The sequence below is a fragment of the Nocardia sp. NPDC050408 genome (genome assembly GCF_044458905.1).
Lineage (GTDB): Bacteria > Actinomycetota > Actinomycetes > Mycobacteriales > Mycobacteriaceae > Nocardia.
This window is the reverse complement of record NZ_JBITIL010000019.1, coordinates 1-23,807: the sequence shown is the minus strand read 5'-3', so window position 1 is coordinate 23,807 and position 23,807 is coordinate 1. Positions and strand designations below refer to the sequence as shown.

Genomic DNA, 23,807 nt, shown 5'->3' with positions numbered 1-23,807 from the left:
TTCGCTATGAGCGGGTGAGCAACTCGCTCAACGGCATACCTGTCAGTTCGCGCACATCGCGCGCGAGGTGGGCCTGATCGGCGAATCCGGTACGAAATGCGGTGTCCGCGAGCGGTACTCCGCTGCGGGCCACCGCGAGCGCCCGCTGCAGCCGCAGGATTCGGCCCAATGTCTTGGGCCCGTAGCCGAAGGCCGCGAGCGAACGTCGATGCAATACCCGCGCACCGAGCCCGGCTGCTTCGGCCGTCGCCGCCACCGACCATCCGGCATTCAGCGCATCGACGATCCGTCGCAATACCGGGTCGGGCGGTTCGGTGTGGTAGGCCCGCCGCATTGCGATCGCCTCCAATGCGGCAGTCTGATCCGCAGCCGCCCCGACCTGTTCCGCGAGCCGCCGAGCCGCCGCCGCGGGCCACAGATCCGGCAACTCCACTCGTTTATCGCGCAATTCGTGCGCGGGCACCCCGAGCAGTGTGGGCGCGCTGCCCGGTGCGAATCGAATCCCGACCCATCGAGTGCCCGTCGCACCATCGGCCATATACGCCCGGGTGTCCGGTCCGGCCACCAGCAACCTGCCATTGCTCCACAGCAGATCCATACATCCGTCCGGCAACACCGGTAAGGCTGCGGCCCCGGTGACATTGGTATTCGTCCACACCACGGCGCCCGGCAGCCGCGACGGCCGCTCCCGGTATCCCGGCACTACCTCTGCCACGAATCCGAGGCTACCCGCGCCGCCTCGCGCCTCAGCCGAGGAAGGTCAGCAGCCGGTCGGCCAGCCACTGCGGCCGCTCTTCCGGCACGTAGTGACCGCAGTCCGGGATCCGTTCCAGGCGCATATCGTCGGCGTAATCGCGATAGCTGTCCGGCACGCCCTCGGAGAGCGGATCGCAGGCGCCGTTGAGGTGCAGGGTCGGCACCCGCAGCCGCATCATGCGGTAGTGCCGTACGAAATGCGGTACCTCGTGCAACATCACATTGCGATTGAAGTCGATGGTCGCCGCATGCGCACTCGGTGTGCGCATCCGGGACAGATAGACCGCGGCCTCCGCATCGCTGAAGCGCCCCTGGTGCCGCCACGCGCGCAGACTCCGCTTTGTCAGCACCGTTTGCAGTGCTGACGAACGTCCAAGCGCGGCAAGCGCGTAGACGTGCCACGGTCTGGTGAATACCGCGGGACGCACCCCATCGATAGTCCACGGATGCACACCGGCCAGCGCGACGAACTGGTCGAACCGCTCCGGCCAGTTCAGGCAGGCGCGATACCCCACGACCAGCCCCCAATCACGTCCGACCACCCGCGCTCGATCCACTTCCAACCGATCCAGCAATTCGACGAGATCACGCGCCAAGCGCTCGAACGTATAGCCGTCACCGGATCCTTCGGACCACCCGAGGCCGCGGATATCCGGACATATCACCCGATACCGCTGAGCGAGCGGTGCGATCACGTGCCGCCACTCCCACCAGTGCTGTGGCCAGCCGTGCAGCAAGATGAGCGGTTCACCCGCGCCCGCCTCGGCGTAGTGGATGCGCAGGCCATCGATCTGAACGAAGTGGTGGCGCACGGCAGTCGGGATATCGGCGGAAAGTGCGGTGAGTTCGGCGGAATTCGTCAGCGATGTAGTCACGGGTCTCTCCTGAGTTCGACCAACCCCCCAACTCGAAGCTAACATAAGATTTAGAAGTAAGCACACCATGATTTCGAACTCAAAGGATGGCGATGGCGCGGCGCACCTACAACCAGTACTGCGGACTGTCCCGCAGCCTCGATCTCGTCGGCGAACGCTGGACGCTGCTGATCATCCGCGAACTCATGGCGGGCCCGAAGCGCTACACCGACCTCGCCGACGCACTCGACGGCATCGGGACCAGCCTGCTCGCCGCGCGCATCAAACAGCTCGACGACGACGGCCTGATCAGCCGGACCACCCTGCCGCCACCGGCAGCGTCGCAGGTGTACGAACTCACCCCGGCCGGTCGGGAACTCGCGGCAGCGCTTGTCCCCCTTGCCATGTGGGGCATGCGGCACCATTTCGACGAACCGCGACGGCCCGAGGAGAGCTACCGCGCCGAATGGACGCTCGTCTTCCTCGCGACACTGATCGACCCTCCCGCCGACATGCGGGCGACGATCCAGTTCCACATCGACGGTTCCGCTGCGGCCATCGTCATCGACGACGGACGAGCCACCGTGACACCCGGTGAACTCGCCAATGCCGATGCCACCGTCACCACCGACCTGCACACCCTCGGTCGCCTCGGCACGCGCCAACTCGATCCGGCGGATGTGGTCGACCGCGTGCACGTCACGGGCGATACCGAACTCGCCTTGCGCCTACTGGGATTGGTGATCGGTCGCCGATGAATTCCCGGCGGCCGCGTCGTCGTATCGAGCAGACTGGACAACACCACCGAGGAGGCACGTCGTATGCGAATCCGTTCTCGCTTGTGCATGAGCGCCGATGGCTACATCACCACGCCCACTGGGTGGCCGCCACAGGTAGTCGACCCGGCGTATGTGCCCGGCGAAAGCCACGGCGTTCCGGAATTCGTCGCGACCTGCGAGGCCGCGCTCATGGGGCACACCACCTTCGCGCCCGCGCTGACCAATGACCGCTGGCCGTGGCCGACACTGCAGGTGTTCGTGCTCGCATCGCAGCGCCCCGCGGGCACTCCCGATCACGTCACCGTCGACAGCGATCCGACGCGATTGCTCGAGCAGCTGCGCGCGGCCAATCGCGGTGGTGATGTCCACTTGATCGGCGGTCCGCGCACCATCGAAACCTTCCGCGCACTAGGCGCATTGGACAAGCTCGAACTGGTCGTGCTGCCCTTCTTCGTCGGCGGCGGGATGCGGCTGACCGAAGCCCTGGATATCGACACCGGCCTCACCCTCGACAGTTCGCGCGCATTGCCCGGCGGATCGGTGGAAATCGTCTACACGGTAGACAATCGCGGTGGCGTACCACAGGCCCGGGAGGCGGGGTGGGCGCCCGCGTCACAGCGATTCAGTGCGGGGTGATGCCACGCGGGACGACCCGGATCAGATGATCGTCGCCCGCGGCGATTTTCGCCTCCGGATCCTTACATCCGACGGTGACCTCGGCGCCCGCGGGTGAGGAAAAGGTCCACAACGTCATCCATTCTTTTCCGCCGATTGTTTCCTGTTTTTTCGTATTCGTGGAACGGAGGTCTTCGTTGCGTCCGGTGCTGTCGGTTACCGCGCAGCGCAGTCCGGCGCCAGCCGCGCCCCAGTCGACGGGCACCCTGATATCCATCACGGCATCGGCGGGAATCGGCACTTTCCTGGTCTCCCCCAACGGAATCCGCACGCCCTCGCCCGGCTCCTGGTTTTCGATCGGTGTCGCACTCACCGAACTCGTCTGCGCAGGTACGGACGAACTCGATGCGGTCGTCGTGGACTTGTCATCGGAGCAGCCCGCCACGGCAACGGCAAGTGCGGCCGTCACCGTCATCCAGATCAGTTTCACAGGTCAACCTCTCTTCGACAGAGCATGACTACAACTTCCAGATGGGACGCAGACTACATGGTGGGAATATCAGCAATTTGTTCGCAAATAAGAGGACTCGATGGATATCTACCACCGAATTGTTGATCGCCCATGCGAGCCAAGATGATTCGATACTCCGGAGCCGATCGCCCGTTTGGCAAGCGCCCTCGACGTGGCGCACGTCCGCTACGCCTCGGCGCCCTCCCCGAATACCCGTTACGGCTTCACCATGCGCGACACCACGGTCTTCGATCAGGCGCCCTACGACCACCACCTCACCGATCTACTCGACCCCCTGCACCGGGCGCTCCCCAACGCCTGATGAGAGGGCAGGATGAGCAATGAGCAACCCGAGGACAGGAGTGCGAATGGAGCTGAGCTACGGCGATGTGAAGGCCGCCGCCGATCGGATCACCGGGCATGTGCGGCCGGTCGCCATCGCACCCGGGGACGCAACGGGTGAGCTGTGGCTGGCATTGGAATTCATGCAGCACACCGGCTCGTTCAAGGCCCGTGGCGCCCGAAACTTCATCCAGGCGCACCAGGACGACGGGACGCTGCCGGATGCGGGCGTAACCATCGCATCCGGCGGAAACGCCGGACTCGCGTGTGCGTGGGCGGCCCGCGAACAGGAAGTACCGGCGACGGTATTCCTACCGACTACCGCGCCGACGGTGAAGGTCGAACGGCTGCGCGGCTACGGCGCGGATGTACGCCTGGTCGGCACCGAATACGCTGAAGCACTCGCCGCCTGTCGCGAATTCGCCGATACCAGTGGCGCTTTGCCCTCACACGCCTACGACAACCCCTACGTCGCCGCCGGGGCGGGCACGCTGATGGTAGAGATCCACCATCAGCTCCCACGGCTGGACACCGTTGTCGTCGCGGTCGGCGGCGGTGGTCTGTTCGCCGGAGTCGCCACGGCCGCGGACCACTACGGCGTCCGGACGATCGCGGTGGAGCCGGAACGCTGCCGGGCGCTGCACGACGCGATCCAGGCCGGACGGATCGTCGACGCGCCGGTCGATTCGGTCGCCGCCGATTCTCTCGGCGCCCGCCGCGCCACCGAACTGGCACTACACGCGGCGCAGAACTATGACGTGACCTCGGTGCTCGTCCCCGACGCCGACATTATCGCGGCCCGGCTGGCGCTGTGGCAGGACCGCCGCGTTGCCGTGGAACACGCCGCCGCAACGGCTCTCGCGGCATTGACCACCCAGGCCTATCGGCCCGAGCCGGGTGAACGGGTCTGCGTCGTACTGTGCGGGGCCAACACCGATCCGGCGGATCTGGCGCGATAAACGCACTACGCTCGATATCGACTCGGATGGAGGCACCTCATGTCGGTCCAATCCCTGATGGTCCCGATCGGAACACCCGCTCCGGAATTCAGTCTGCCCGACCTCGACGGTCACCTGCATGCCCGCGCCGACTATGCGGACGGGTCCGGGCTACTGGTCGTCTTCGCCTGCAACCACTGCCCGTATGTGCGGCACCTCGAGTCGAAGCTCGGCGAGGTGCTCGGCACACTGACCATCCCGACCGTGGCGATCTGCACCAATGATGCCGACGCCTACCCGGATGACGCGCCGGAACACCTACGGGCCCAAGCCGATCGCGCCGGTTGGAAGTTTCCCTACCTGATCGACGAAACACAGCAGGTGGGCCGAGATTTCCGCGCCGCGTGCACACCGGACTTCTTCCTCTACGACGCACGCCTCGAACTCGCGTACCGCGGCGCCTTCGACGAATCCACCCCCGGCAACGGTAAACCGGTGACCGGCAACGAATTACGCGCCGCCGTCGAGGCGGTACTCACCGGAGCACCCGTGCCCGAGCCGCACCGGCCGAGCATGGGTTGCTCCATCAAATGGCGTGCCTAGCTGCCGATTACGGCATTCATGATGGTGCCCGCGCTGGTCGCGACGACGCCGCCGATCATGGCTCCGGCCACCATCTTCGGCGACTGCAGGCCACCACCGGACCACTTCTCCCAGGCGAACCGACCGCCCGCGTAGGTGATGGCGGTAATGCCCGCGAGCAGGATGAACCAGGTGAAATAGCGGACCATCTGCAGGATCTTGTCCGCGAGGGGCGGCGCCTCCGGTGTCGGATTGCCGAGTTGGGCCAGGACTGCTCCATACGTGTCATGTGCCGCGGCGAGAATCATGCTCACAGTCGTACCCCTCTTCTGATATCGGCGACGCTGGTAAGCGTCTAGCCAGATAATAGCGGCTCAACTCGAGACAGATTGTGCAGCAATCGGATTCAACGACATACCGGTCAGCTCGATTCCACCGCGGGCTTGCGATCACGCAGCAGCATGTACAGTGCCATCGCCGAGCCCGATACCGTGAGGACAGCGGCTATCGGATAGATCGAACGCAGCCCCGGTCCGTCATCGATGGCCCAGCCGCCGATGCGGCCCGCGCACGCGGCGGCGAGTTGGAATCCGGAGGCATTGACCGCGATCGCCAGTGTGGGTGCCCCGCCCGCCGAGGTCACGACCCGGGTCTGCATACCGGGAATGATCGCGAAGGCTAGCACACCCAGTACGAAAATCATTGCCACCGTGATCAATTGAATATCGGCGACTCCCCACAGCAACACCAGCGTGCCCGCCAGGGCTGCGAGCAGAACGGCCAGCGATGGCATCAGCGCCCTATCGGCCAGCCGTCCACCGAGATAATTGCCGAGCACCGCGCCGACTCCGTACACCAGCAGCAGCGCGGGAACCACCCCCGCCGCGAAGCCGCTCACTTCGGTGAGCAGCGGGGTGAAGTACGTAAAGACCGTCACCACACCGACATTGCCGAGCGCGGTAAGCGCAATCGCCAATTGCACACGGCGATCGGCGAATACGCGCAGCTCGCCGCGCACCGATCCGCTCGACAGCGCGGGCATCGTCGGCAGGAAACGCAGCACAAGCAGTAGCGCGACCGCCGCGCACAACGCAACCGACACGAATGTCGCACGCCAGCCGAAAGTTTGGCCGATAGCCGCGCCGATCGGAGTGCCGCCGACAATGCCGAGATTCATGCCGAGCGCCACCTGCGCCACCGCCGATGCCTCGCGGCCGGGTTCGGCCGTCGAGACGACCGCCGCGATGGCGACGGCGAAAAACGTTGCCACCACGAGTCCCGCGGCGAATCTGGCCAGCAGCACGGTCGAATAGTTCGGCGCGAGAGCCGAGCCCAGATTCGCGACGACCGCCACCGCGACCAAACCGACCACCAGTGGTTTGCGCGGCAGCCGCGCCGTCGCCACGGTCACCACCGGCCCGCCGACGATCATGCCGAGCGCATAGGCGCTTACCAGCAGACCCGCCGCGGGCACCGATACCGCGAGTCCATCCGCCACCTCGGGCAGGATTCCGGCGATCACGAATTCGCCGGTGGTCAGGCTGAAGACCACCAGCATGAGCGCAAAGACAGCAGGACGCATACATTCACTCCCCAGATAGTGACAACTCAAATGATTTGAACTAGAACTATCACAGTTCGAAGCGTGGCACTAGACTCGGCGGCATGAAGGAGCAGGCAGCACCGAATCTCGCCGTGGATACCGAGATCGACCGCGATGTCTGCAAGCTGGTACATCAGTTCACCCACCGCCTCGACGTGCACGTTCGCCGCGTCGCCGAGACGTTGGATATGACGCCGTCGCAGGTCATCGCCCTGCGCGAACTGTCGGAGCCGATTACCGCGCGCGAATTGGCCACCAGAATGTCGTGCGAGCCGTCGAACGCGACCTTCGTGCTGGACCGCCTCGAACAGCAGGATCTCGTTCGGCGACAACCACATCCGACCGACCGACGCGCCAAGCAGATCGTGCTGACGGCAGCCGGGGAGCGGCGGCGCGCCGAGGCGCTCGACCTACTCGGGGCGCAGTCGCCACTGACCTCGCTCACCGCCACTCAGCAGCGAACTCTGCGCGATCTATTGCACGCTATGGTGACGCCGGTTGATTAGCTATACGGTCGGACGTACTCTTTGGTTATGACTACGGAGGACAAGCGCCTGCTGCGCGGTGCCCGGAGTCGCCAGCTCGTATTGCGCCAGGCAGTCGACACGGCCTCCCTCAATGGTCTCGACGGTTTGAGCTTCGGCAAGTTGGCGACCGATACCGGGCTCAGCAAAGCGGGGGTGCAGACCCTGTTCAAGACCAAGGAGACGCTGCAACTCGCGGCGCTCGATTTCGCCCGCGATATGTTCGTCGATGCCGTCATCCAGCCCGCCCGCGCACAACCGCATGGGGTGGCACGACTTCGCGCCCTGATCGAACACTGGATCGTCTACGCGCAGACACCGCTGTTCGCGGGCGGCTGCTATCGGGTCGCGAATATGGCGGAGTTCGACAGTCGCCCCGGCCCGGTGCGCGCTGCCCTGGTGCGCGATCAGCGCGACTGGATAGCGACCATGGCGCGCGAACTCCGGTATGCCGTCGATGCGGGCGAAATCGCCGATTTGGATATCGATCTCGCCGCCTTCCAGATCGACGCCGTCCTCTGCGCCGCCAATACCGCACTGCGCCTCGGCGAAGCCGATGCGGTGTCCAAGGTCCGCCGAGTTGTCGAAAGCTTTCTTATTCCGGCGAGCTAGGTATCAGGGGCAGTCGGCGGTTTGTTGCAGCTCGATCCTGATGCGGTCGTCGCTGAGGATGAGGGTGCCGTCACCGGTGGTGGTCCATGTGGGCGCGAGCAGCAGGAATTCGGTGAGCCAGGAGTCCTGGGCGGCGAATTCCCGAGGGTAGGACAGCACGGTGGAGAACGGGGATCGGGTTTTCAGGACGCCGCTGTCGGGATCCACCTCGAACATCACGGTATTGGCACCCGCGTGGGCGGAGAGGCGGCGGGTTTCGTCGACGAACCACAGGGTGATCCGGGTGCCGCGGACCAGGAATCGCGGTCGGCCATTCTCGGTGACGGATGAGGAGACGTAGCGGTGGCCCCAGAGATCGGAGTCTTGCATCGGTGGATCGGCCCTTCAGCGTTCGACAGCCCATCTATCCTGGTTCGCCCGCCGAGCATGCAGGAACGGCCCGGTCCACTGAACGAACCGATCAGCGAAGATTCTTCTCGATTTCACGGGCGGTATGTGCGACCAGACCGGGCAGATTCGGCGGAAACTGTTGGGCCAGAGAGATACAGCCGATCGCGGCCGCATCACACCTGCCCGGTTGACGGATAGCCGCTGCGGCACAACATATCCCGGCGATCAGCTTGTGATGGTCGACGGAAACCATTCCGGCGTCGACGATTCCGGAGCAGACACGCTGCCATTCCGCGGCCGAATATGTCGGTGGCGGGACAGTATTGTCGGCGCGTCCCGCGAACAGCACCTGTGCCAGCGCGGTGCGGTAGACCAACTCCGGATCCGCGGTGGTGTTGACGAAGAACTCCGCACCTTTGATCCCGGAGACCATGCGAACCTCGCCCGCGTCGAGAATGCACACCGCGACAGTCGAATTCGTTAATGCGGACAATACCCGGGCCGGTCGTTGCGCGGCCCGGCGCAGGATCGGCGCCGCCTGCCAATGCCGCCCGAGCTCCGCCATCCGCTCGCCGACGAAATACCGCTGCTCCACTCGCTGTACGGCACCGAGCGCCACCAATTGTTCGGTCAACCGATATGCGGTGGCCTTCGCCAATCCGGTGGTGCGGGCCAGTTGCGAGAGTCCACAGCCCTCCGGTGCCGCCGAAATGGCCTCCAGGATCTGGAAACCGGCATCGAGCACACCGCGGCCCGTTCCGTCCGCCGATGGACTACCGGCCATCGCGCCCGTCCTCCTCTTTGCCGCGGCTCCGATCGGCACACGGCAAGAAAAGATGGTACGCCGGTTGTCGTTCGCAACAAGGCGTTCCGGGACGGGGTCAGCTCACGTTGAGGACGACCTTGCCTGGGCCACGCCCTTTTTCGCTCTCCTCCTGTGCGGCCGCCGCGCGCTCGAGCAGGAAGGTCCGCGCCGGGCCCGGCAGCCGAAACGCACCACTGGCGACCCGTTCGGCGACCTGGTGGAGGAGTTCGGTCGGCCGCTGGGCACCGCTACCGGCGAGGAAAGTGATGCCGAGTTCGCGGGCTGTCGGGTCGACGATCGTCACGATCCGGTCGGTGCCGCCGCGCAATTCGATGGCGGCCGGCAGCACACCATATCCGGCCGCATCGAAGACCGCGTCGATGCCATTGGGCGCGAGTTCGCGCACGCGCTCGACCAATCCGACGCCGTAGGTGATCGGCGTGGCGCCGAGTTCGCGCACAATATCCTGATTGGCCGCGGATGCGGTGCCGATTACGGTGGCCCCCTCGGCCGCGGCCAGTTGCGCCGCCATCGACCCCACCGCACCGGACGCACCGTTGATCAACAGTGTTTCGCCCGGCTGTATTTTCAGTGCCGCCAATGACTTCTCCGCTGCCGATACCGCGACCGGGAGCGATGCGGCATCCGGCCAGGACAATTCCTCGGGTTTCTTCGCAACGGCGTTGCTGAGGGTGTATTCGGCATACGCCGCGACCGCCCAGCCGAGTACCTCGTCGCCGACCGCGACCCCGGTGACATCGGGACCGACCGCATCGATCACACCCGCGATCTCACCACCCGGATACTGCGGAAACACCGGTTCGCCGAAAGATAATGCGCCAGAACGGATCTTCCAATCCACCGGATTCACCGCAGTGGTTCGCACCGCCACCCGGACCTGGCCCGGGCCCGGTTCCGGGATCGGGATGTCGACGATCTGCAGTACGTCCGGACCGCCGAATTCGTAGAACGCAATCGCCCGCATCATTCCAGCCTACGGGTCACACCGCGCGCCTATGGGTAGCGCCGCCGAGTTTCTCAGGAGAGTCTCATCGAACACCTACCTCTGGTCTCAGAACTGTTCTGTTCAATGGCCGGTGGCTGCCCCGCCCGGTCCGGTCTCACCCGGGCGGTAGGCAGCGCCAACCTCGGCAAGAATCCGAAACGACCTCGAACCGAATCGGCGGCCATCTCGTAACACCTACAACAACGAGCCGACAACGCCGAGGTCCCGATGAGCGTCGAACACGTCAACCGTCGAACAATCGTCATCGGAGCAGGGGCGGCGGCAGTTGTCGCGGCCTGTTCTACGAGCGAAACCTCCTCGAACCAAGCCACTTCCACTGCCACCGCGGTGCCGAGTTCGTCGAGTTCGGTCGCCGCCGCGCCGTCCGCGGAACCGACGCCGCCCCCGACCGAGGTGCAGGCCGGGCCGGAACCGGTTCCCGGCACCGCGCTTACCCGCACCTCCGATGTGCCGATCGGTTCCGGAGTGCTACTCGGCGATACCGTCGTCACCCAGCCGAGTCCCGGTAATTACCAAGCCTTTTCGGTGATCTGCACGCATGCGGGCTGTGCGGTTGGCACGATCAGCGGCGGCACCATCAACTGTCCTTGTCACGGTAGTAAATTCAATCTCGACGGATCCGTGGCCACTGGTCCGGCCACTCAGCCGCTCGCCGCGCGCACCATCTCGGTTCAGGGCGAATGGATCGTCGCGGGCGCGTTCGCACCGCTACCCGCCACCCATCAACAGGTCCCGGAACAACCCGCACCTGCGCCGCGGGTCGAGGAGGGCGCACCGGAGAACGCCATCGCCCGCGCCTCAGATGTACCGGTCGGCTCGGGCCTCATCCTCGGCGACACCGTGGTGACCCAACCGAATCCCGGTAATTACCGGGGCTTCTCAGTGATCTGCACACATCAGGGCTGTGCCCTCAACGAAATCGCGGGCAACACCATCAACTGCCCTTGTCACGGCAGCAAATTCAATCTCGACGGGTCCGTCGCCACCGGTCCGGCCAACGAACCGCTGTCACCCCGCGAGGTATCCGTACAGGGCGACTGGATCGTCGCGGGCGCACCGGCGACACCGCCGGTGATCAAGCCGTGGTGGTGCGAAATCCCGATCTTCGCCCCGGGTAGTGCAGGGTGCTGACTATTTCCGCCGCGCTGTGCGGGTCGCTCCGATGGAGGCCGCCACCACGCAGATGACGCCCGCCCATTGCGCCGCATGCATGATCTGGCCGAGGACGATCAGTCCGGCGAGTGCGGCGGCCGCCGGTTCCAGGCTCATCAGCACGCTGAAGACGCGCGGTGGAATGCGCCGCAACGCTTCGAGTTCCACGGAATACGGCAGCACCGACGACAACATCGCGACCGCGAAACCGGCGGCGAGGACCGACGGCTGGAACAACGTGGCCCCCGCGTCGGCAATGCCCACCGGGACCATGAGCACACCTCCGAAGGCCATCGCAATGGCCAATCCCCCGCCGCCGCTGGTCCGGTCACCGAGTGCGGCGCTCAGCAGAATGTAGCTCGCCCACAGGGCTCCCGCGGCCAACGCGAACAGCACACCCGACCAGCCGACATCACCGCCCGCCTTTGTCAGCAGCAGCACGCCGCCACCGGCGAGCACCGCCCACACCGGATCGGTCCATCGCCGCGAGCCCGCCAGCGCGACGGTGAGCGGCCCCAAGAATTCGAGGGTGACCGCCATACCCAGCGGAATCCGGTCGATGGCCTGATAGAAGCACAGATTCATGGAGGCGAGCACGGTGCCGTAGCCGAGCACGACAAGTAGCGCGCGCCGCTCGATTCGCAGCGAGGACCGCCAGATGACCAGCAGCACTACTCCGGCGAAGAACAGGCGCAGCGTGACCGCCCCCGCAGCACCGGTGGCAGTGAACAGCTGTTTGGCCAGCGCCGCACCGACCTGCACGCTGACGATCCCGATCAGCACCAGTGCCGTCGGCGGCACCCCGCCGAGCCCGCGCGCGTGCACCGCGCGCAGGGGCGTCAGCGGCCACGCCGGCTTCGGATTCCGTTCGATATCGATCGCGACCACGCGGCACCCTCCGTCCAAAACCCGGCATCCCAGAAATGGTCAGGCCGCCGGGCGAGGACCTGCCAGATCGACTAGATCGACATCCTTCGACGCGCGATCGCGTTCGCCCACTTGCGACTTCGTCCGCCTGCTGGCAACGAGGTACGCAACCACCAGCAAAACGCTCAACCACACGTAGGTATTCCCCCACAGGTGTTGCCAAGGGGTCCAAGCCAATTCGCGGCGATTATCGCCGGGCAGCCAATTCTGCGGCCCGTAGACGAATGCTGCCGTGGTGAGGACGATTGCCACATACCAGCCGATCGCCCGGCCGCGCGGCAGTATGGTCGCGTAACAGACCATCGCGAACAGCGCGGGCGCGATCATCACCCAGTGGTGCGACCAGGAGATCGGCGAGACCAGCAGCGTGAAGACGGCGTTGATCGACAGCGCGAGCGCGGGCACCTCGGCGGCGTGACGCATGGCCGGGACCACCAGCGCGAGCAGCGCCGCACTCAGCAGCAGCCACAGCACGGTGAACAGCGGCTTCTCCACGCCGAAGCGGGCGAGCACGGCCTGGATCGACTGGTTGGTATGGAAGGACGAGCCGCTGAGCCCGGAGACATTGCCGAGTCCGCCGAACCAGTAGTTGACCGATTCCTTGGGCAGGATCGCGAAGCTGAGGGCGGTCGCCACCGCACCGGTGATCGCGGCCGTGATCGCGGCGCGATAGTCCCGGCGCACCAGGAAATAGAGGACGAACGCGGCCGGCGTCAGCTTGATCGCGGCGGCCACGCCGACCAGCATGCCGCGCCGCCACTTCGGCTTCGCGGTCAGTGCGTCGGCCGCGACCAACACCATCAGCAGCAGATTCACCTGTCCGAAGTCCAACGTCGAGCGGACCGGCTCCAAAAGCATGGCCAGCGGGGTCGCGCAGGAGGTGGCAAGCAGCGCAAGAGGTAATCCGCCACGCTCGGGCCAGCGCCGCCGCGCGACCAGATACAGCGTCACGGCCAGCGCGAGCGTCGAGGAGATGAAGAATGTGAACGCCGCGGCGTCCCACGGCAGCAGTGCGAACGGGCTCAGCACCAGCGCGGCGAACGGCGGATAGATGAATGGCAGGCCGATACCGATGGTGGTCTGCGGCAGCTGACCGTACATATCCGCGCCGTCGCGCAGCGCCTCGATACCGAGCCGGTACACCTGCAGGTCGATGAACCCACCGGTGATCCGGTGGAAGGGCCACAGTGGCGCCAGCAGGCACCAGGTGACGAAGGCGACGAGCAGCACCGGCACCAGCCACACCGCGCGCCCGAATCGTCGGTTCACGGGCTTGGACCTATCTGGGGTGGTGACACTACTCATCCGCGGCGACTATACCGATCCGCCCGAACGCAGCCGAATCGGCGTTCGGGCTCATGCCAATCGGTCACGCCCCGAACAAGCTCAACAGATCGTTCTTGCCGAACATGGCGGCCGCGGCCCGCGCGGACGGTGTCCCGGCATCCGGATCCGCACCGGCGGCGAGCAGAGCGCGCAGGATCTCGGTCTCGCCCTTGAAGACGGCACCGGCCAGCGGTGTCTGTCCCTTGTCATTGGCGCGGTTCGGGTCGGCATCGCGGCCGAGCAGCACCTGCACCGCGTCCTGATGACCGTGGTAGGCGGCCAGCATGAGCAGCGTGTCGCCGTTGTCGTTGGTGAGGTTCACCGGGACACCGGCATCGAGGTACGCCGTGAGCTGCTCGGCATCGCCATGCCGAGCTAGATCGAAGATCTTGGTGGCGAGTTCGATCAGGTCCGCGTCCGTCTCGTCATTGCCCATCTGCCAGTCCTACCACTCGAGGCGCGTCGGAGACGGCAGTTGTCACGGAATGATTCGGCCTGTCGCGGTCGATAACAGTTTCATAACTCGGCAATCGGGTAATCAGCGAACATGACAGTGACGCACAAGCGAATTCACCGGCGGGCCGGTGTCGATCGCGGAACCGCGCTGCTGGCCTCGGCAACCTGCCTGATTTTCGTGGCCGGCATCGCCACCATCACCCGTTCCTTCCCGACCAGCGCCGCGGCCGCTGGATGCATCGCGGCCGGATTGGCCGTGACACTCGGCATCCTGCCGCACAGTCGTTAGCCGATCCACCAGAACGTCGACTCCCCTACCTGATACGGCGGGCTTGCTGCCGTGCGTGTACTGCTGCTCGGCCCCTTCGAAGTCCGCGATGACCAGGACCGACCGCTCCGGATCGCCGGGGTTCGTCGCGCGACCAAGACTGAATCAGTTATCGGAATCGGCTGGTACGGAAGTGGGTTCGGGCACCGCACCCGCGACGATCATGCCCAGTAGCGCGAGCGCGCGCTCATCGGCCGAATCCAGCTCGGCGTGATAGGCGATGAGGATCTGACCCGGAGCACCGTTCACGGCAAAGGTTTCGTACGACAGCGTGAGATCGCCGACCAGCGGGTTGCGAAAATGTTTGACGCCTGCGGTTTTCGCCCGCACGTCATGACGGGCCCACAGCCGCCGGAAATCCTCGCTCTTCAGCGTCAGCTCTCCGACAAGTTCGGTCAGGCGTGGATCGTCGAGATCGGTGCCCGCGGTGGCACGCAGACTGGCAACGGTATCGGCGGCAATGGTGGGCCAGTCGGCATAACACTCACGCGCCTGGGGGTCCAGAAAGATCGCCCGCACCATATTGACGCCCTTGGCCGAACAGGAATTGACCGCGGTGGCCAGTGGAGTCGCGGCGAGCACATCCATATGTCGGCCCAGGACCAATGCGGGCGTATTCGGCCAGGAATCCATTAGGCGCAGCAGCCCGGGCGCAACCCGCTCGGGCCGTCGCGTTGCCCGCCTGCGCCGAGCCGTCGGCCGTGCCAACTCGCGCAGATGCGCGACCCCCTCCTCGTCCAACGCGAAGACCCGGGCCAATGCCTCGACAACCTGCTCGGACGGATGCTTATCGCGTCCCTGCTCCAGCCGCACATAGTAGTCGGCGCTCATACCCGCCAGCATGGCCACTTCCTCGCGACGCAGCCCGGCTACCCGCCGTTGCCCGCCGGCCGGAATCCCGAACTCCTCCGGACGCGCTAGTTCGCGGCGGGCGCGCAGGAATACGCCCAATCGGTTCTCGGAGTCCATGTACCCGAGGGTAGGACAACCTGGTCGGACCTGGGTGGCCCTGCGACTACCAGGAAGTCCGCAGCCTGGCGGATGGCCGCGGCGGATACGAACGTGGTGTTCATGACAAATAACCTCGAAGGCCGCACCGCGGTCGTCACCGGTGCGTCCAGTGGTATCGGCGCCGCCACTGCCCGACAGCTCGCACACAATGGCGCACGGGTGGCCCTGCTCGGCCGCCGTAAGGATCGGATCGAAGAACTGGCCGCCGAGATCGGTGGACCGACCCTCGCGGTGGTCGCCGATGTGGTCGATCAGCGATCCGTGCGCGATGCCGCGGCGACGGTGCGCGCTGCATTCGGCCCGGTCGATCTGGTGGTCGCGAATGCGGGCGTCATGCTCGCCGCGCCGTTCGAAGCCGCTGACACCGACGAATGGGATCAGATGGTCGGCACCAATATCAACGGATTGCTCTACACCGGAAGAGCTTTCATCGATGACCTGCTCGCCGCGGCACGCGACGGCCGCCGCGCGGATCTGGTGCATGTCGGCTCGATCGGCGGACACACCGTATTCCCCAACTACGGCGTCTACACCGCGACGAAGGCCGCGGTTGCCCATCTCACCCGCAATCTGCGCGCGGAATTCGGCCCGCGCGGTGTCCGGGTGAAGAATATCGAACCCGGTTTCGTCGAGACCGAACTCGGCGCGGGTATGCGCGATGAAGAACAGCGCACTGGGCTCACCCAGTGGCGCAGCGAACTCGAAATCCTGGGTTCGGACGATATCGCCGATGCGATCGCCTACGCCGTCGCCGCACCGCCGCGCGTCAATGTGGCCGAGCTCATCGTCGTGCCGACCCAGCAGGGCTGAACCCGATGCGGCGGACGCCCTCCCGGACCTCCGCCGCTCGGCATCGCAAGCGCGTTAGGACAGCGCTGTCCACCCGTCCCACACCCGTGGGCCGATATCGCCGCGCACACAGGCCAGTCGGAGATCCGCCTGCTCCTGGTACTCCGAATTCGCGGCCGCCGCCTGCGCGGCCATGGTGGCCATCCGGAACTCCCGGATATCACGCAGCAGATAGAAGCCGTCCCAGCGCATCACATCACTGCCGTAGGCCCGGCAGTACTCGCCGTACTGCGCATCGGTGATCCAGCCGAACGAGGCGCATTCGATCGCCGCATGCACCAGATCCCATTCCGGCGGACCGAACGACAACAGTCCGGTATCGAGCAGAATCACGCTGTCGTCCGCCGCGACAACCGCATTGCCGCTCCACGCGGCGCCGTGGATGACGCACCACGGTCGTCCGGTCGGCAGCGCGGCCCAGCGACCACGTAGTTCCGCCAAATGCCTACGCATCCAGGATCTGTCGTCAGTGCTCATGGTGTGCGCGGCGTCGATGCGTTCATCGAGTCCGACGAAGGGCGCCACCTGTCCGATTTCCATATCGGTCGGCGGCGCGAGTCGGTGCAATCGGGTCAGCGCCGCGGCCACCTCCGCGGGTGTGCCCGCGCGGTGCTGCGGCAACTCATGCCAGAACGTCACCGGGCGACCGTCCACCACTACCGGCTGCGGAATGTCGGAAACCGCCTGTGCCACTGGGATTTCGGCGGCGGTCAACCATCGGGCGACATCGACTGCGCGCTTGGCGGCACCCTGCTGTCCGGGCGCACCGATCCGCGCTATCACACCGCCGGGCAACCGATAGTCGATCTCCCCGGTCACTCGAAGTAGTTGGGCGTCTGCGGAATTGATGCCCACGCCCGCGCAGGCGTCCCGCAGAATCGACCACGTACCGTTACCGAGCCGCATCGCGGTCATTTTCCCATGGTATCGGTTCGATCTGACGAATTGCATTGATTCACAACCAATCTGATGTATCAACCACCACATCGACCAGAGGGCGCCCATAGGCCGCGGTCTTGCATGCCCGGCAACCAGGTTGTTCGGATCGGCTCGAGGTCCAGGTGGTCAGCGAGGCGGGGCCGGCCCATCTCGGGCGAGTACTACCGCAGTTCCACCGCGATTCATTGGCCGGCCCAGTGCGAAATGATCAGGTGCACAGTCTGGTAACCGTAGGCAATCTGATCTATCTGGTGCATTCGCTGGCGGCGCAGCACAGCTCAGAGGCTACGCCGATGGAGGCGCGATGAGAACCCTGATCGCCGATCTCGGATCCGCCGAACAGCGCGGCATCATCGCCGCCATGCTCGCTGAGCCGCAACGCGGTTCCCGGGCACTGCCTCACAACCAGTCGAAACTTCTTGGGCCCGAGTGATACTCACCGCTCACCGCGCTCGCACTTGACCACGGTCGAATAACTCGGTCGCATACGTCGAACAGTTGGCATCCCGCACACAGTTCTTTTAGTGCCGCTTCCAGATAGCTTGCCGCGCCACCCGCTCCGACCGCTCGCAGGGCTGTCATATGACAGTCGATGCGGCGTGGGCGACCACCCTTCGACTGCCTTCGACGGAACCCCTCGAACCAGGCTCGATACGGCAGGGGCTGTTTGGACGCGGCACTAGCCTGATTCGCCTGGGTCGATCATGAACGAGGCACTTCGCCCGCGTGCGTCGAGCCGCCCATCACCCCAACTCGCACTGCCGTAGGCGTCGACTTCGATGGCGTATGCGCCCTCGGCCAATTCCGCTGGCAGTTGCACCGATGCCGACGGCCGTCGGTCCACGAGGTCCAGGTACATCCGCTCCGGATCGCCACCCAGTGTCACCAGGAAGATCCGCGCGTACTCGAACTTCTTGCGGGCGGCCGATGCGTTGGCGGCCGACCACGTAATGTCGAGCAATCGACGCGCGGTATCGGTGAATTCGACGGTGACTCGCAACGTCCCCGCCAGCCCGGCCTGGTACCGCACGGCTTCCTCCTCGTCTGCCCGCTACGTCGCATTATCTGCCGGGACTGGTCGTCGGCGCGTAAATTCCGGTTTCCATGCGCTGACCGTCATGATCGCCGTCGCTACTGTCTCCGGCGGCTCGGATCACAACCACGGAGCATAGGATTCGGCTGTCTCGCACACAGACAGCCCGGGAGCCGCGCCGATCGTGGACATCGCCCGCGCAAAATGACCGCCCCCAAATGTTCGCGCCGAGCCTGTCCGGATACACCAAATGAGCGCGGAGTCTTCGAGGACTCCAAGTTCTGGAATCCCACCGCATTCATGCACAGCGGCAGTATGAACAGCACGGTTCCCGACGTCGCGCCACTGTTCCGCAACAGGCTCAAATACGAATGTCGATTTCACCAACGGCTTTCGCATACTGGGGCGATTCCAGTACCGGGTCGATGATCCGGCACGACACTCCCCTGCGGCGCAACTCGATCGCGGTGGTCAGTCCGATCGGGCCTGCGCCCGCGATGAGTACGGCGGTCTCATCCATCCGGCATCACTCGTACTGTCATCGACCGGTCGTCGTTGTTTCGGTGGAACTGCTCGTCGGGCTCGTAGTCGCTTTGCCCGGCAGGGCATCAGCACCGTAGAAGGTCGGCAGCATGCCTTTGACCAGCACCAGGGCGGACCCCTCACCCGACGGAACTGCCGCGAGGTTCGTGGTGACCACGATCGTGAGGTCCGATGCCGGGTCATGGCCCATGAAGGTCATGAAACCCGGGAGCTGACCGTCGTGTCCGATCAGGTGCGTACCGAAACGCACGATGCCGAGACCGTATCCGGCCTGCTCCGGATTGGCCGGATCGATCGGCTGAATGCTGTCCACCCGAGTCTTCTGCATCTTCGCATCGAGCAGGCCACCGCCGACGAGCGCCTTCACATAGGTCGCCATATCGTCGGCCGTCGAGATCGCGCCACCGGCTGTCCACGCCCAAGACACGTTGATATTTGTTTGGTTGCTCGGTTTCAATGTGCCCGCGAAGGCCTCGGCTTGTTCCGCGGGAGGAAGAGCGTAGGTGTCGATGGTGGAAACGTTGGTGCCGAAGGCATAGCCCTGGGGATGCGGATTCGGAATCGAGGAGTCCGTGGCCGCGGGCAGTGATGTGTGCTTCAGGCTCAGCGGTTCGAAGATACGCTTCTGGAAACTCTCGGCGGCCGTCGTTTTCGTGAGCTTCTCGATGACCAGGCCGAGCAGGATGAAGTTGGTATTGCTGTACTCGAACTTTTCCCCGGGTTGGAAGTTCACCGGGTGCGCGAACGCGATGGCCAGCAACTCCTCTGGTGTCCACACCTTCTGCGGCTCGTTGTCGAGCGCGGCATTGAACTGCGGGTCGAACGTGTAACTGTATAGCCCGCTGCGCATTTCGTTCAGCTGAGCAATCGTGATCCGATCGCCGTTCGGCACGCCGGGCCAATACTTGTCGATGGGGTCGTCCAGCGAGAGCTTGCCATCCTGCGCCAACTGCAGGATGACCGTCGACGTCATCGTCTTCGTATTGCTGCCGACCCGAAAATAGTCGTCAACCGTCATCGGCTCATTCGAGTCGATGGTTCGAGTACCGAATGCCGCAGTCCAATTGCCTTGCTTCGGCGATTTGACAACCACAACAGCACCCGGAATGACGTTGTCCTTCATCAACGTGGTTATCACCGGCCGAAGAGCGGCGGCATACGCGGGCTCGGCCCCCGGCGAGGTCGATTGCGTGGAAGTTCCGGTGGAGTCCGTCGACGTTCCGCAGCCCGTGACGAACAACAGCCCGGCTGCCATGCACGCGGCGATACCCATCCTGTGTCCCATAACGCTCCGTTCGCGGTTTGCTGGAACGTGGCTATGTAGCGCGGTGCAACACTAACTCCGCGCGACGCGGTTTCGGACGGGAATACCGGGCTCCGTCAGCTCGGACCGTCCGATCCTCGGCACTCTGAACATCAGATTCTCGGCGCGGCCTGCGCATATGTGATCCGCGTCTCAGGTACCGTGCGACGACCTACACCGGGCCATGAGGGGCTCGGTCGGCACAGCGAAAGGCAGGCATGATGGGCGGACTCTCGCGCGGCGCGGCCGGTGTGGCGCTGGCGGCGGCGTGTCTGACAGTACCGACAACCTTTGCACCCCAAGCGAATGCGGCGATCGCCCCAACACTGTCGGTAACGATGACCGGCCCGGCACTCGGCGCTACCAGTGTTGCGGCGGTCGGCTGCGGGCAGACTGCGCAGGCGAGGGTGCAGCGTCCCGACGGCACCCCGGTGCAAAGCGGTGTCGTCGAATTCACCAGCCGCCTGCCCGGCCTCGGCGGCAACATCGTCGGCACCGTCCCGGTCTCCAACGGCACCGCAAGCATCCTCTGGATTCCGGATATCGCGGGCCAGCACATCGTCAGCGCCGTCTACTACGACGGTCTCCCCGACTACCAACCAGCAGCCGGGTACACCAACGTCACCGCGTTGAACCTCGGCGGCGTCTGCGTGTAGTTCCGAACGATCAACCGAAACAACGAAGGCCCGGTCCATGTGGACCGGGCCTTTCGTGGGCCTAACGCTTCACAACTCGAACCCGCTGACGGTCGCAGGGCTGGCGATTCGAATCACGCCGGTAGGTACTCGGCGGATGTGAGCGGTCGTGTGCCAGGGGCGCGCCGCGGGCCAGGCCGTAAGCGGCCAGAAAGCACGCCATCGACCCCATCAGACGTTCACCAACCGCGTTCGACGCACGATACTTCGAATCGGCTGCTGTCAACGCGGCGCGGAACGAGTGGCACGAAATTCCCTTGGACAGTACGCTTCTCGAAGTTTGCAGCAGTGGTTCGGCGACCGAAAGCAGGGATGCGCTGAAGACCGCGTCCCCAGAACAGCACACACGAACATCTGGAGCTCCATTCTTGAGTACGCCACAGTCCCGACTGGACACCCCGGCCTGTCCAGTCGTCCACGGCTCGCCGATGGCTACCGAAGGTCCAAGGGTGTCGCTGTACTCATCGGAATTCGCCGCGGATCCGCACCGTGTTTACGACGAAATGCGAAGACAATACGGCTCTTTGGCTCCGGTTGAGCTGGCGCCGGGCGTGCCGGCCACATTGGTGGTCGGGTATGACACCGCGCTGCGGATCCTCAACGATCCCGAGCACTTCCCTGTCGATCCGCGCACCTGGCAGCAGAACATCCCGGCCGACTGCCCCGTCCGGCCGCTTATGGAGTGGCGTCCCACCGGGAGTCGAAACGACGGAGCGGTCCTCCAGCGCTACCGGCAGGCAATCACCACGAGTATCAACGCGGTAGATCTATATGCTCTCGATGCCACCGTGGAGAAGATCGCCATCCCGCTGGTCAACACCTTTTGCCAGGCCGGTACAGCCGATCTGATCAGTCAGTACGCGTTACCGCTCGCATTCGCGGTCACCGATGCTCTGCTGGGCTGCCCGCCGGAGATCGGACAGCGGGTCGCCGCAGGCATGGCCGCGATGTTCGAGGGGATCGATGCCGAGGACGGCAACAAGATGATCGTCGAGGCGCTGCTGGAACTGCTGGCCCTCAAACGGACCCATCCTGGCAACGACATCACCTCGCTACTACTGCGGCATCCGGCCGAACTCGATGAACTGGAGATGATCCACCAACTGAACAGCGTCTACGGCGCCGGGATCGAACTGCAACAGAACCTGATCGGCAACACCCTGCTGCTGATCCTCACCGACGAACGTTTCGGTGGAAGTGTCGTCGGCGGGAACCTATCCACCCGAGACGCCTTGGACGAAGTCTTGTTCAACAACCCGCCGCTGGCAAACCTCCTCACCACCTATCCCCGTCAGCCGATCCTCATCGACGACGTCTGGCTGCCCGCGCACCAGCCGATCCTCATCAGCATGGCCGGCTGCAACAACGACCCCGCGATCCGGACCGAGAATCACACAGGCAATCGCTCGCATCTGGCGTGGGGCATCGGCCCACACGCCTGCCCCGCGCAGTCGCTGGCCTACCTGCTCGCTCAAAACGCCATCGATCAGCTTCTCGATGCGCTGCCCGAGATCCAGCTGGCCATACCGGCCGACGCACCGACCTGGCGGCCTGGCCCCTTCCACCGGTCCTTGGCGGCTCTACCGGTCACCTTTCCCCCCTCTGCTCCGTTGAACGGACTCAGATAGAGGAGCTGGCTGAACTCGGCAGAATGGCCCAAGGCGAGGGCGAGTCAGACGCCGTGCTGGCGGTACGCCAGCTACAGGACCGCTATCCATTGTGGTACTCGGCTTCACTCTCCTCGCTGTCAGACGATCTCCGTGGGCAGTTTATCGAGCAGTTCGAGGCCAGATATCCGAACACAAGTCCCAGGATCAAGCAATTCATTGCCTACCCCAGAAAGCCGTGGGCACTGTACAACTCCGTTCCCCGCTTCCTGAAGAGCCATGGCCGATGGCAACACTCACTGAAGCAGAGCTACGAGGAGCCCTTGCTTGAACAGCGCCGTCTGCTGTTGGAAGCCAAAGGGCGGCTAGCCATCAATCCCGAAGTCCACGACACGATGAATCAGCTGACCGAGCTGTTTCGCCGACTCCCACCTGCTTTGGCCATTATGGAACGCCCGAATCGTCGCGGCCCCGGCCTCATTACCGTGTCGGACGAGTATGACCTTCAGAAGATCCTGCATGCCGTGCTCCGGCTTCACTTCGATGACGTAGAGCCGGAGGAGACAACCCCACGCAGAGCAGGCGGCTCGTACCGTATTGACTTCGTGCTACGTCAGGAACAGGTGGCGGTCGAAGCAAAGATGACCCGGCCATCGTTGGGAGCGAAGGAGATTCGGAGCCAACTCATCGACGACATGTTCGGCTATCGAGGGCAAGCGAACGTCGCCGCGCTGGTCGCGGTGATCTACGACCCAACTCGGCGAATCGACAACCCAGCCGGATTCGAGCACGATATCAACACTGACGACCCCGAACTCCCAGTCCGTGTTGTCGTAGCTCAGGGCTGACTCATCCAGCAGACCTACAGGTTCCGGCCTGCCGCGCACTTGGTGGCGGGATGCGTCGATCGCTCCGAGGAACCCAGGAGCACCTATCCACTCCTGCGGCGCAGGGTCTCTCGGCCGTTGCCCCGTCGCCACCGTGCACGCCAGCACTCCGACCGTCCACTCGCCTCACCAGACCGACTCCAACCCGGGTCAGGCAGGTTGGATAAGTACCGATTATATTGGGCTGCAATGGTTTCAACCGGGACTGTCAGATGAACGGCTTTGGCTCACTTCCGGTGGTCGCTGGGGCTATGCCAGCAGGATGCGGTGTCGGAGCAGTTGGAAGCTGGCTCGGCCATACATTTGTCGTTTGATCAGTTTAAAAGTTACGTGGAATCTGGCTCGGGATGATCATGTCTCCCTGGGGTGACCACGGACTTTGGAGGCAGGTTGAGTGGCGCGGTGGCGCTGGT

General features: G+C 64.7%; 29 protein-coding genes and 2 pseudogenes. 15 read left to right on the top strand and 16 right to left on the bottom strand.

Going from position 1 to position 23,807, the window contains the following annotated elements; all coding sequences use genetic code 11:
- Window positions 1–4: 4 nt before the first annotated feature.
- Complete coding sequence (locus ACIBJI_RS34995) at window positions 5–715, bottom strand: helix-turn-helix domain-containing protein (protein WP_397087597.1); 711 nt, start codon at window positions 713–715, stop codon at window positions 5–7.
- 31 nt (window positions 716–746) lie between these two features.
- Complete coding sequence (locus ACIBJI_RS34990) at window positions 747–1,676, bottom strand: alpha/beta fold hydrolase (RefSeq protein WP_397087595.1); 930 nt, start codon at window positions 1,674–1,676, stop codon at window positions 747–749.
- 47 nt (window positions 1,677–1,723) lie between these two features.
- Here ACIBJI_RS34990 and ACIBJI_RS34985 point away from each other — a divergent pair, with 47 nt between their 5' ends.
- Both ACIBJI_RS34985 and ACIBJI_RS34980 read left to right on the top strand, forming a co-directional pair.
- Complete coding sequence (locus ACIBJI_RS34985) at window positions 1,724–2,368, top strand: winged helix-turn-helix transcriptional regulator (protein WP_396958667.1); 645 nt, start codon at window positions 1,724–1,726, stop codon at window positions 2,366–2,368.
- Window positions 2,369–2,431: 63 nt separating this feature from the next.
- Window positions 2,432–3,025 (top strand): dihydrofolate reductase family protein, encoded by a 594-nt coding sequence (locus ACIBJI_RS34980; RefSeq protein ID WP_364345054.1) that lies wholly within the window; start codon window positions 2,432–2,434, stop codon window positions 3,023–3,025.
- Here the strand turns inward: ACIBJI_RS34980 and ACIBJI_RS34975 are convergent.
- Window positions 3,012–3,494, bottom strand: coding sequence for a hypothetical protein (locus ACIBJI_RS34975; protein ID WP_397087593.1), 483 nt, complete (start codon window positions 3,492–3,494; stop codon window positions 3,012–3,014). The two genes, ACIBJI_RS34980 and ACIBJI_RS34975, sit on opposite strands and share 14 nt — an antisense overlap.
- 175 nt (window positions 3,495–3,669) lie before the next feature.
- Here ACIBJI_RS34975 and ACIBJI_RS34970 point away from each other — a divergent pair, with 175 nt between their 5' ends.
- From ACIBJI_RS34970 to ACIBJI_RS34960, 3 genes are read left to right on the top strand one after another with little or no spacing between them, the layout of a single operon-like run.
- On the top strand, window positions 3,670–3,837 hold the full coding sequence (locus tag ACIBJI_RS34970; protein WP_364345058.1) for a hypothetical protein: 168 nt from the start codon (window positions 3,670–3,672) through the stop codon (window positions 3,835–3,837).
- Between the two features lie 46 nt (window positions 3,838–3,883).
- Complete coding sequence (locus tag ACIBJI_RS34965) at window positions 3,884–4,816, top strand: threonine/serine dehydratase (protein ID WP_396958669.1); 933 nt, start codon at window positions 3,884–3,886, stop codon at window positions 4,814–4,816.
- Between the two features lie 39 nt (window positions 4,817–4,855).
- The gene (locus ACIBJI_RS34960; protein WP_364345062.1) at window positions 4,856–5,398 is read left to right on the top strand and encodes a thioredoxin family protein; all 543 of its coding nucleotides are present in this window, start codon (window positions 4,856–4,858) and stop codon (window positions 5,396–5,398) included.
- Here ACIBJI_RS34960 and ACIBJI_RS34955 read toward each other — a convergent pair.
- Together ACIBJI_RS34955 and ACIBJI_RS34950 are read right to left on the bottom strand one after the other, a co-directional pair.
- Window positions 5,395–5,685, bottom strand: a complete 291-nt coding sequence (locus ACIBJI_RS34955) for a hypothetical protein (protein ID WP_364345216.1) — start codon at window positions 5,683–5,685, stop codon at window positions 5,395–5,397. The genes ACIBJI_RS34960 and ACIBJI_RS34955 overlap by 4 nt on opposite strands.
- A 113-nt stretch (window positions 5,686–5,798) precedes the next feature.
- Window positions 5,799–6,959 (bottom strand): MFS transporter, encoded by a 1,161-nt coding sequence (locus tag ACIBJI_RS34950; RefSeq protein ID WP_396958670.1) that lies wholly within the window; start codon window positions 6,957–6,959, stop codon window positions 5,799–5,801.
- A gap of 83 nt (window positions 6,960–7,042) precedes the next feature.
- On the opposite strand from ACIBJI_RS34950, the gene ACIBJI_RS34945 reads away from it, so the two are divergent.
- Both ACIBJI_RS34945 and ACIBJI_RS34940 read left to right on the top strand, forming a co-directional pair.
- Window positions 7,043–7,486 (top strand): MarR family winged helix-turn-helix transcriptional regulator, encoded by a 444-nt coding sequence (locus ACIBJI_RS34945; RefSeq protein WP_396958671.1) that lies wholly within the window; start codon window positions 7,043–7,045, stop codon window positions 7,484–7,486.
- A gap of 27 nt (window positions 7,487–7,513) precedes the next feature.
- Window positions 7,514–8,116, top strand: a complete 603-nt coding sequence (locus tag ACIBJI_RS34940; protein ID WP_396958672.1) for a TetR/AcrR family transcriptional regulator — start codon at window positions 7,514–7,516, stop codon at window positions 8,114–8,116.
- Between the two features lie 3 nt (window positions 8,117–8,119).
- On the opposite strand, the gene ACIBJI_RS34935 is transcribed toward ACIBJI_RS34940, so the two are convergent.
- From ACIBJI_RS34935 to ACIBJI_RS34925, 3 genes are all read right to left on the bottom strand, one after another.
- Window positions 8,120–8,485, bottom strand: a complete 366-nt coding sequence (locus ACIBJI_RS34935) for a hypothetical protein (RefSeq protein ID WP_364345070.1) — start codon at window positions 8,483–8,485, stop codon at window positions 8,120–8,122.
- Between the two features lie 91 nt (window positions 8,486–8,576).
- On the bottom strand, window positions 8,577–9,290 hold the full coding sequence (locus ACIBJI_RS34930; RefSeq protein WP_364345072.1) for a helix-turn-helix domain-containing protein: 714 nt from the start codon (window positions 9,288–9,290) through the stop codon (window positions 8,577–8,579).
- A 97-nt stretch (window positions 9,291–9,387) separates the two neighbouring features.
- Window positions 9,388–10,296: an NADP-dependent oxidoreductase gene (locus tag ACIBJI_RS34925; protein ID WP_364345074.1), complete on the bottom strand. Its 909-nt coding sequence runs from the start codon at window positions 10,294–10,296 to the stop codon at window positions 9,388–9,390.
- A gap of 249 nt (window positions 10,297–10,545) precedes the next feature.
- On the opposite strand from ACIBJI_RS34925, the gene ACIBJI_RS34920 reads away from it, so the two are divergent.
- Window positions 10,546–11,469 carry a Rieske 2Fe-2S domain-containing protein gene (locus tag ACIBJI_RS34920; protein ID WP_397087591.1) on the top strand — a complete coding sequence of 308 codons (924 nt, stop codon included), beginning with the start codon at window positions 10,546–10,548 and terminating at the stop codon, window positions 11,467–11,469.
- On the opposite strand, the gene ACIBJI_RS34915 is transcribed toward ACIBJI_RS34920, so the two are convergent.
- The 3 genes from ACIBJI_RS34915 to ACIBJI_RS34905 all read right to left on the bottom strand — a co-directional run bounded on the left by ACIBJI_RS34915 (window position 11,470) and on the right by ACIBJI_RS34905 (window position 14,179).
- On the bottom strand, window positions 11,470–12,378 hold the full coding sequence (locus tag ACIBJI_RS34915) for an EamA family transporter (RefSeq protein ID WP_364345076.1): 909 nt from the start codon (window positions 12,376–12,378) through the stop codon (window positions 11,470–11,472).
- Between the two features lie 39 nt (window positions 12,379–12,417).
- A complete protein-coding gene (locus ACIBJI_RS34910; protein ID WP_397087589.1) occupies window positions 12,418–13,722 on the bottom strand; it encodes a glycosyltransferase 87 family protein in 1,305 nt (434 codons plus the stop codon).
- Window positions 13,723–13,786: 64 nt separating this feature from the next.
- On the bottom strand, window positions 13,787–14,179 hold the full coding sequence (locus ACIBJI_RS34905) for an ankyrin repeat domain-containing protein (protein ID WP_364345080.1): 393 nt from the start codon (window positions 14,177–14,179) through the stop codon (window positions 13,787–13,789).
- Between the two features lie 111 nt (window positions 14,180–14,290).
- Between ACIBJI_RS34905 and ACIBJI_RS34900 the strand changes: the two genes are divergently transcribed.
- Window positions 14,291–14,488 (top strand): hypothetical protein, encoded by a 198-nt coding sequence (locus tag ACIBJI_RS34900; RefSeq protein ID WP_364345082.1) that lies wholly within the window; start codon window positions 14,291–14,293, stop codon window positions 14,486–14,488.
- 144 nt (window positions 14,489–14,632) lie between these two features.
- Here ACIBJI_RS34900 and ACIBJI_RS34895 read toward each other — a convergent pair whose 3' ends face one another.
- The gene (locus tag ACIBJI_RS34895; RefSeq protein ID WP_364345084.1) at window positions 14,633–15,496 is read right to left on the bottom strand and encodes a helix-turn-helix transcriptional regulator; all 864 of its coding nucleotides are present in this window, start codon (window positions 15,494–15,496) and stop codon (window positions 14,633–14,635) included.
- A 102-nt stretch (window positions 15,497–15,598) separates the two neighbouring features.
- Between ACIBJI_RS34895 and ACIBJI_RS34890 the strand changes: the two genes are divergently transcribed.
- On the top strand, window positions 15,599–16,348 hold the full coding sequence (locus tag ACIBJI_RS34890) for an SDR family oxidoreductase (protein WP_364345086.1): 750 nt from the start codon (window positions 15,599–15,601) through the stop codon (window positions 16,346–16,348).
- Between the two features lie 54 nt (window positions 16,349–16,402).
- On the opposite strand, the gene ACIBJI_RS34885 is transcribed toward ACIBJI_RS34890, so the two are convergent.
- Window positions 16,403–17,302, bottom strand: a complete 900-nt coding sequence (locus ACIBJI_RS34885; protein ID WP_364345088.1) for an aminoglycoside phosphotransferase family protein — start codon at window positions 17,300–17,302, stop codon at window positions 16,403–16,405.
- A gap of 328 nt (window positions 17,303–17,630) precedes the next feature.
- Between ACIBJI_RS34885 and ACIBJI_RS34880 the strand changes: the two genes are divergently transcribed.
- On the top strand, window positions 17,631–17,759 hold the full coding sequence (locus ACIBJI_RS34880; RefSeq protein ID WP_397087586.1) for a hypothetical protein: 129 nt from the start codon (window positions 17,631–17,633) through the stop codon (window positions 17,757–17,759).
- Between the two features lie 246 nt (window positions 17,760–18,005).
- Here ACIBJI_RS34880 and ACIBJI_RS34875 read toward each other — a convergent pair whose 3' ends face one another.
- Window positions 18,006–18,356, bottom strand: coding sequence for a hypothetical protein (locus ACIBJI_RS34875; protein ID WP_364345092.1), 351 nt, complete (start codon window positions 18,354–18,356; stop codon window positions 18,006–18,008).
- Between the two features lie 218 nt (window positions 18,357–18,574).
- Here ACIBJI_RS34875 and ACIBJI_RS34870 point away from each other — a divergent pair.
- A pseudogene (locus tag ACIBJI_RS34870) lies at window positions 18,575–18,701 on the top strand (D-alanyl-D-alanine carboxypeptidase); the annotation flags it as partial.
- Window positions 18,702–18,741: 40 nt separating this feature from the next.
- On the opposite strand, the pseudogene ACIBJI_RS34865 reads toward ACIBJI_RS34870, so the two are convergent.
- Both ACIBJI_RS34865 and ACIBJI_RS34860 read right to left on the bottom strand, forming a co-directional pair.
- Window positions 18,742–18,879: pseudogene (locus tag ACIBJI_RS34865) on the bottom strand (FAD-dependent monooxygenase); the annotation flags it as partial.
- Window positions 18,880–18,897: 18 nt separating this feature from the next.
- Window positions 18,898–20,157, bottom strand: a complete 1,260-nt coding sequence (locus tag ACIBJI_RS34860; RefSeq protein ID WP_397087703.1) for a serine hydrolase domain-containing protein — start codon at window positions 20,155–20,157, stop codon at window positions 18,898–18,900.
- A 269-nt stretch (window positions 20,158–20,426) separates the two neighbouring features.
- On the opposite strand from ACIBJI_RS34860, the gene ACIBJI_RS34855 reads away from it, so the two are divergent.
- The 3 genes from ACIBJI_RS34855 to ACIBJI_RS34845 all read left to right on the top strand — a co-directional run bounded on the left by ACIBJI_RS34855 (window position 20,427) and on the right by ACIBJI_RS34845 (window position 23,355).
- The gene (locus ACIBJI_RS34855) at window positions 20,427–20,861 is read left to right on the top strand and encodes a hypothetical protein (protein ID WP_364345094.1); all 435 of its coding nucleotides are present in this window, start codon (window positions 20,427–20,429) and stop codon (window positions 20,859–20,861) included.
- A gap of 467 nt (window positions 20,862–21,328) precedes the next feature.
- Window positions 21,329–22,528 (top strand): cytochrome P450, encoded by a 1,200-nt coding sequence (locus tag ACIBJI_RS34850; protein WP_364345096.1) that lies wholly within the window; start codon window positions 21,329–21,331, stop codon window positions 22,526–22,528.
- Between the two features lie 23 nt (window positions 22,529–22,551).
- On the top strand, window positions 22,552–23,355 hold the full coding sequence (locus tag ACIBJI_RS34845) for a hypothetical protein (protein WP_397087583.1): 804 nt from the start codon (window positions 22,552–22,554) through the stop codon (window positions 23,353–23,355).
- Window positions 23,356–23,807 lie beyond the last annotated feature (452 nt).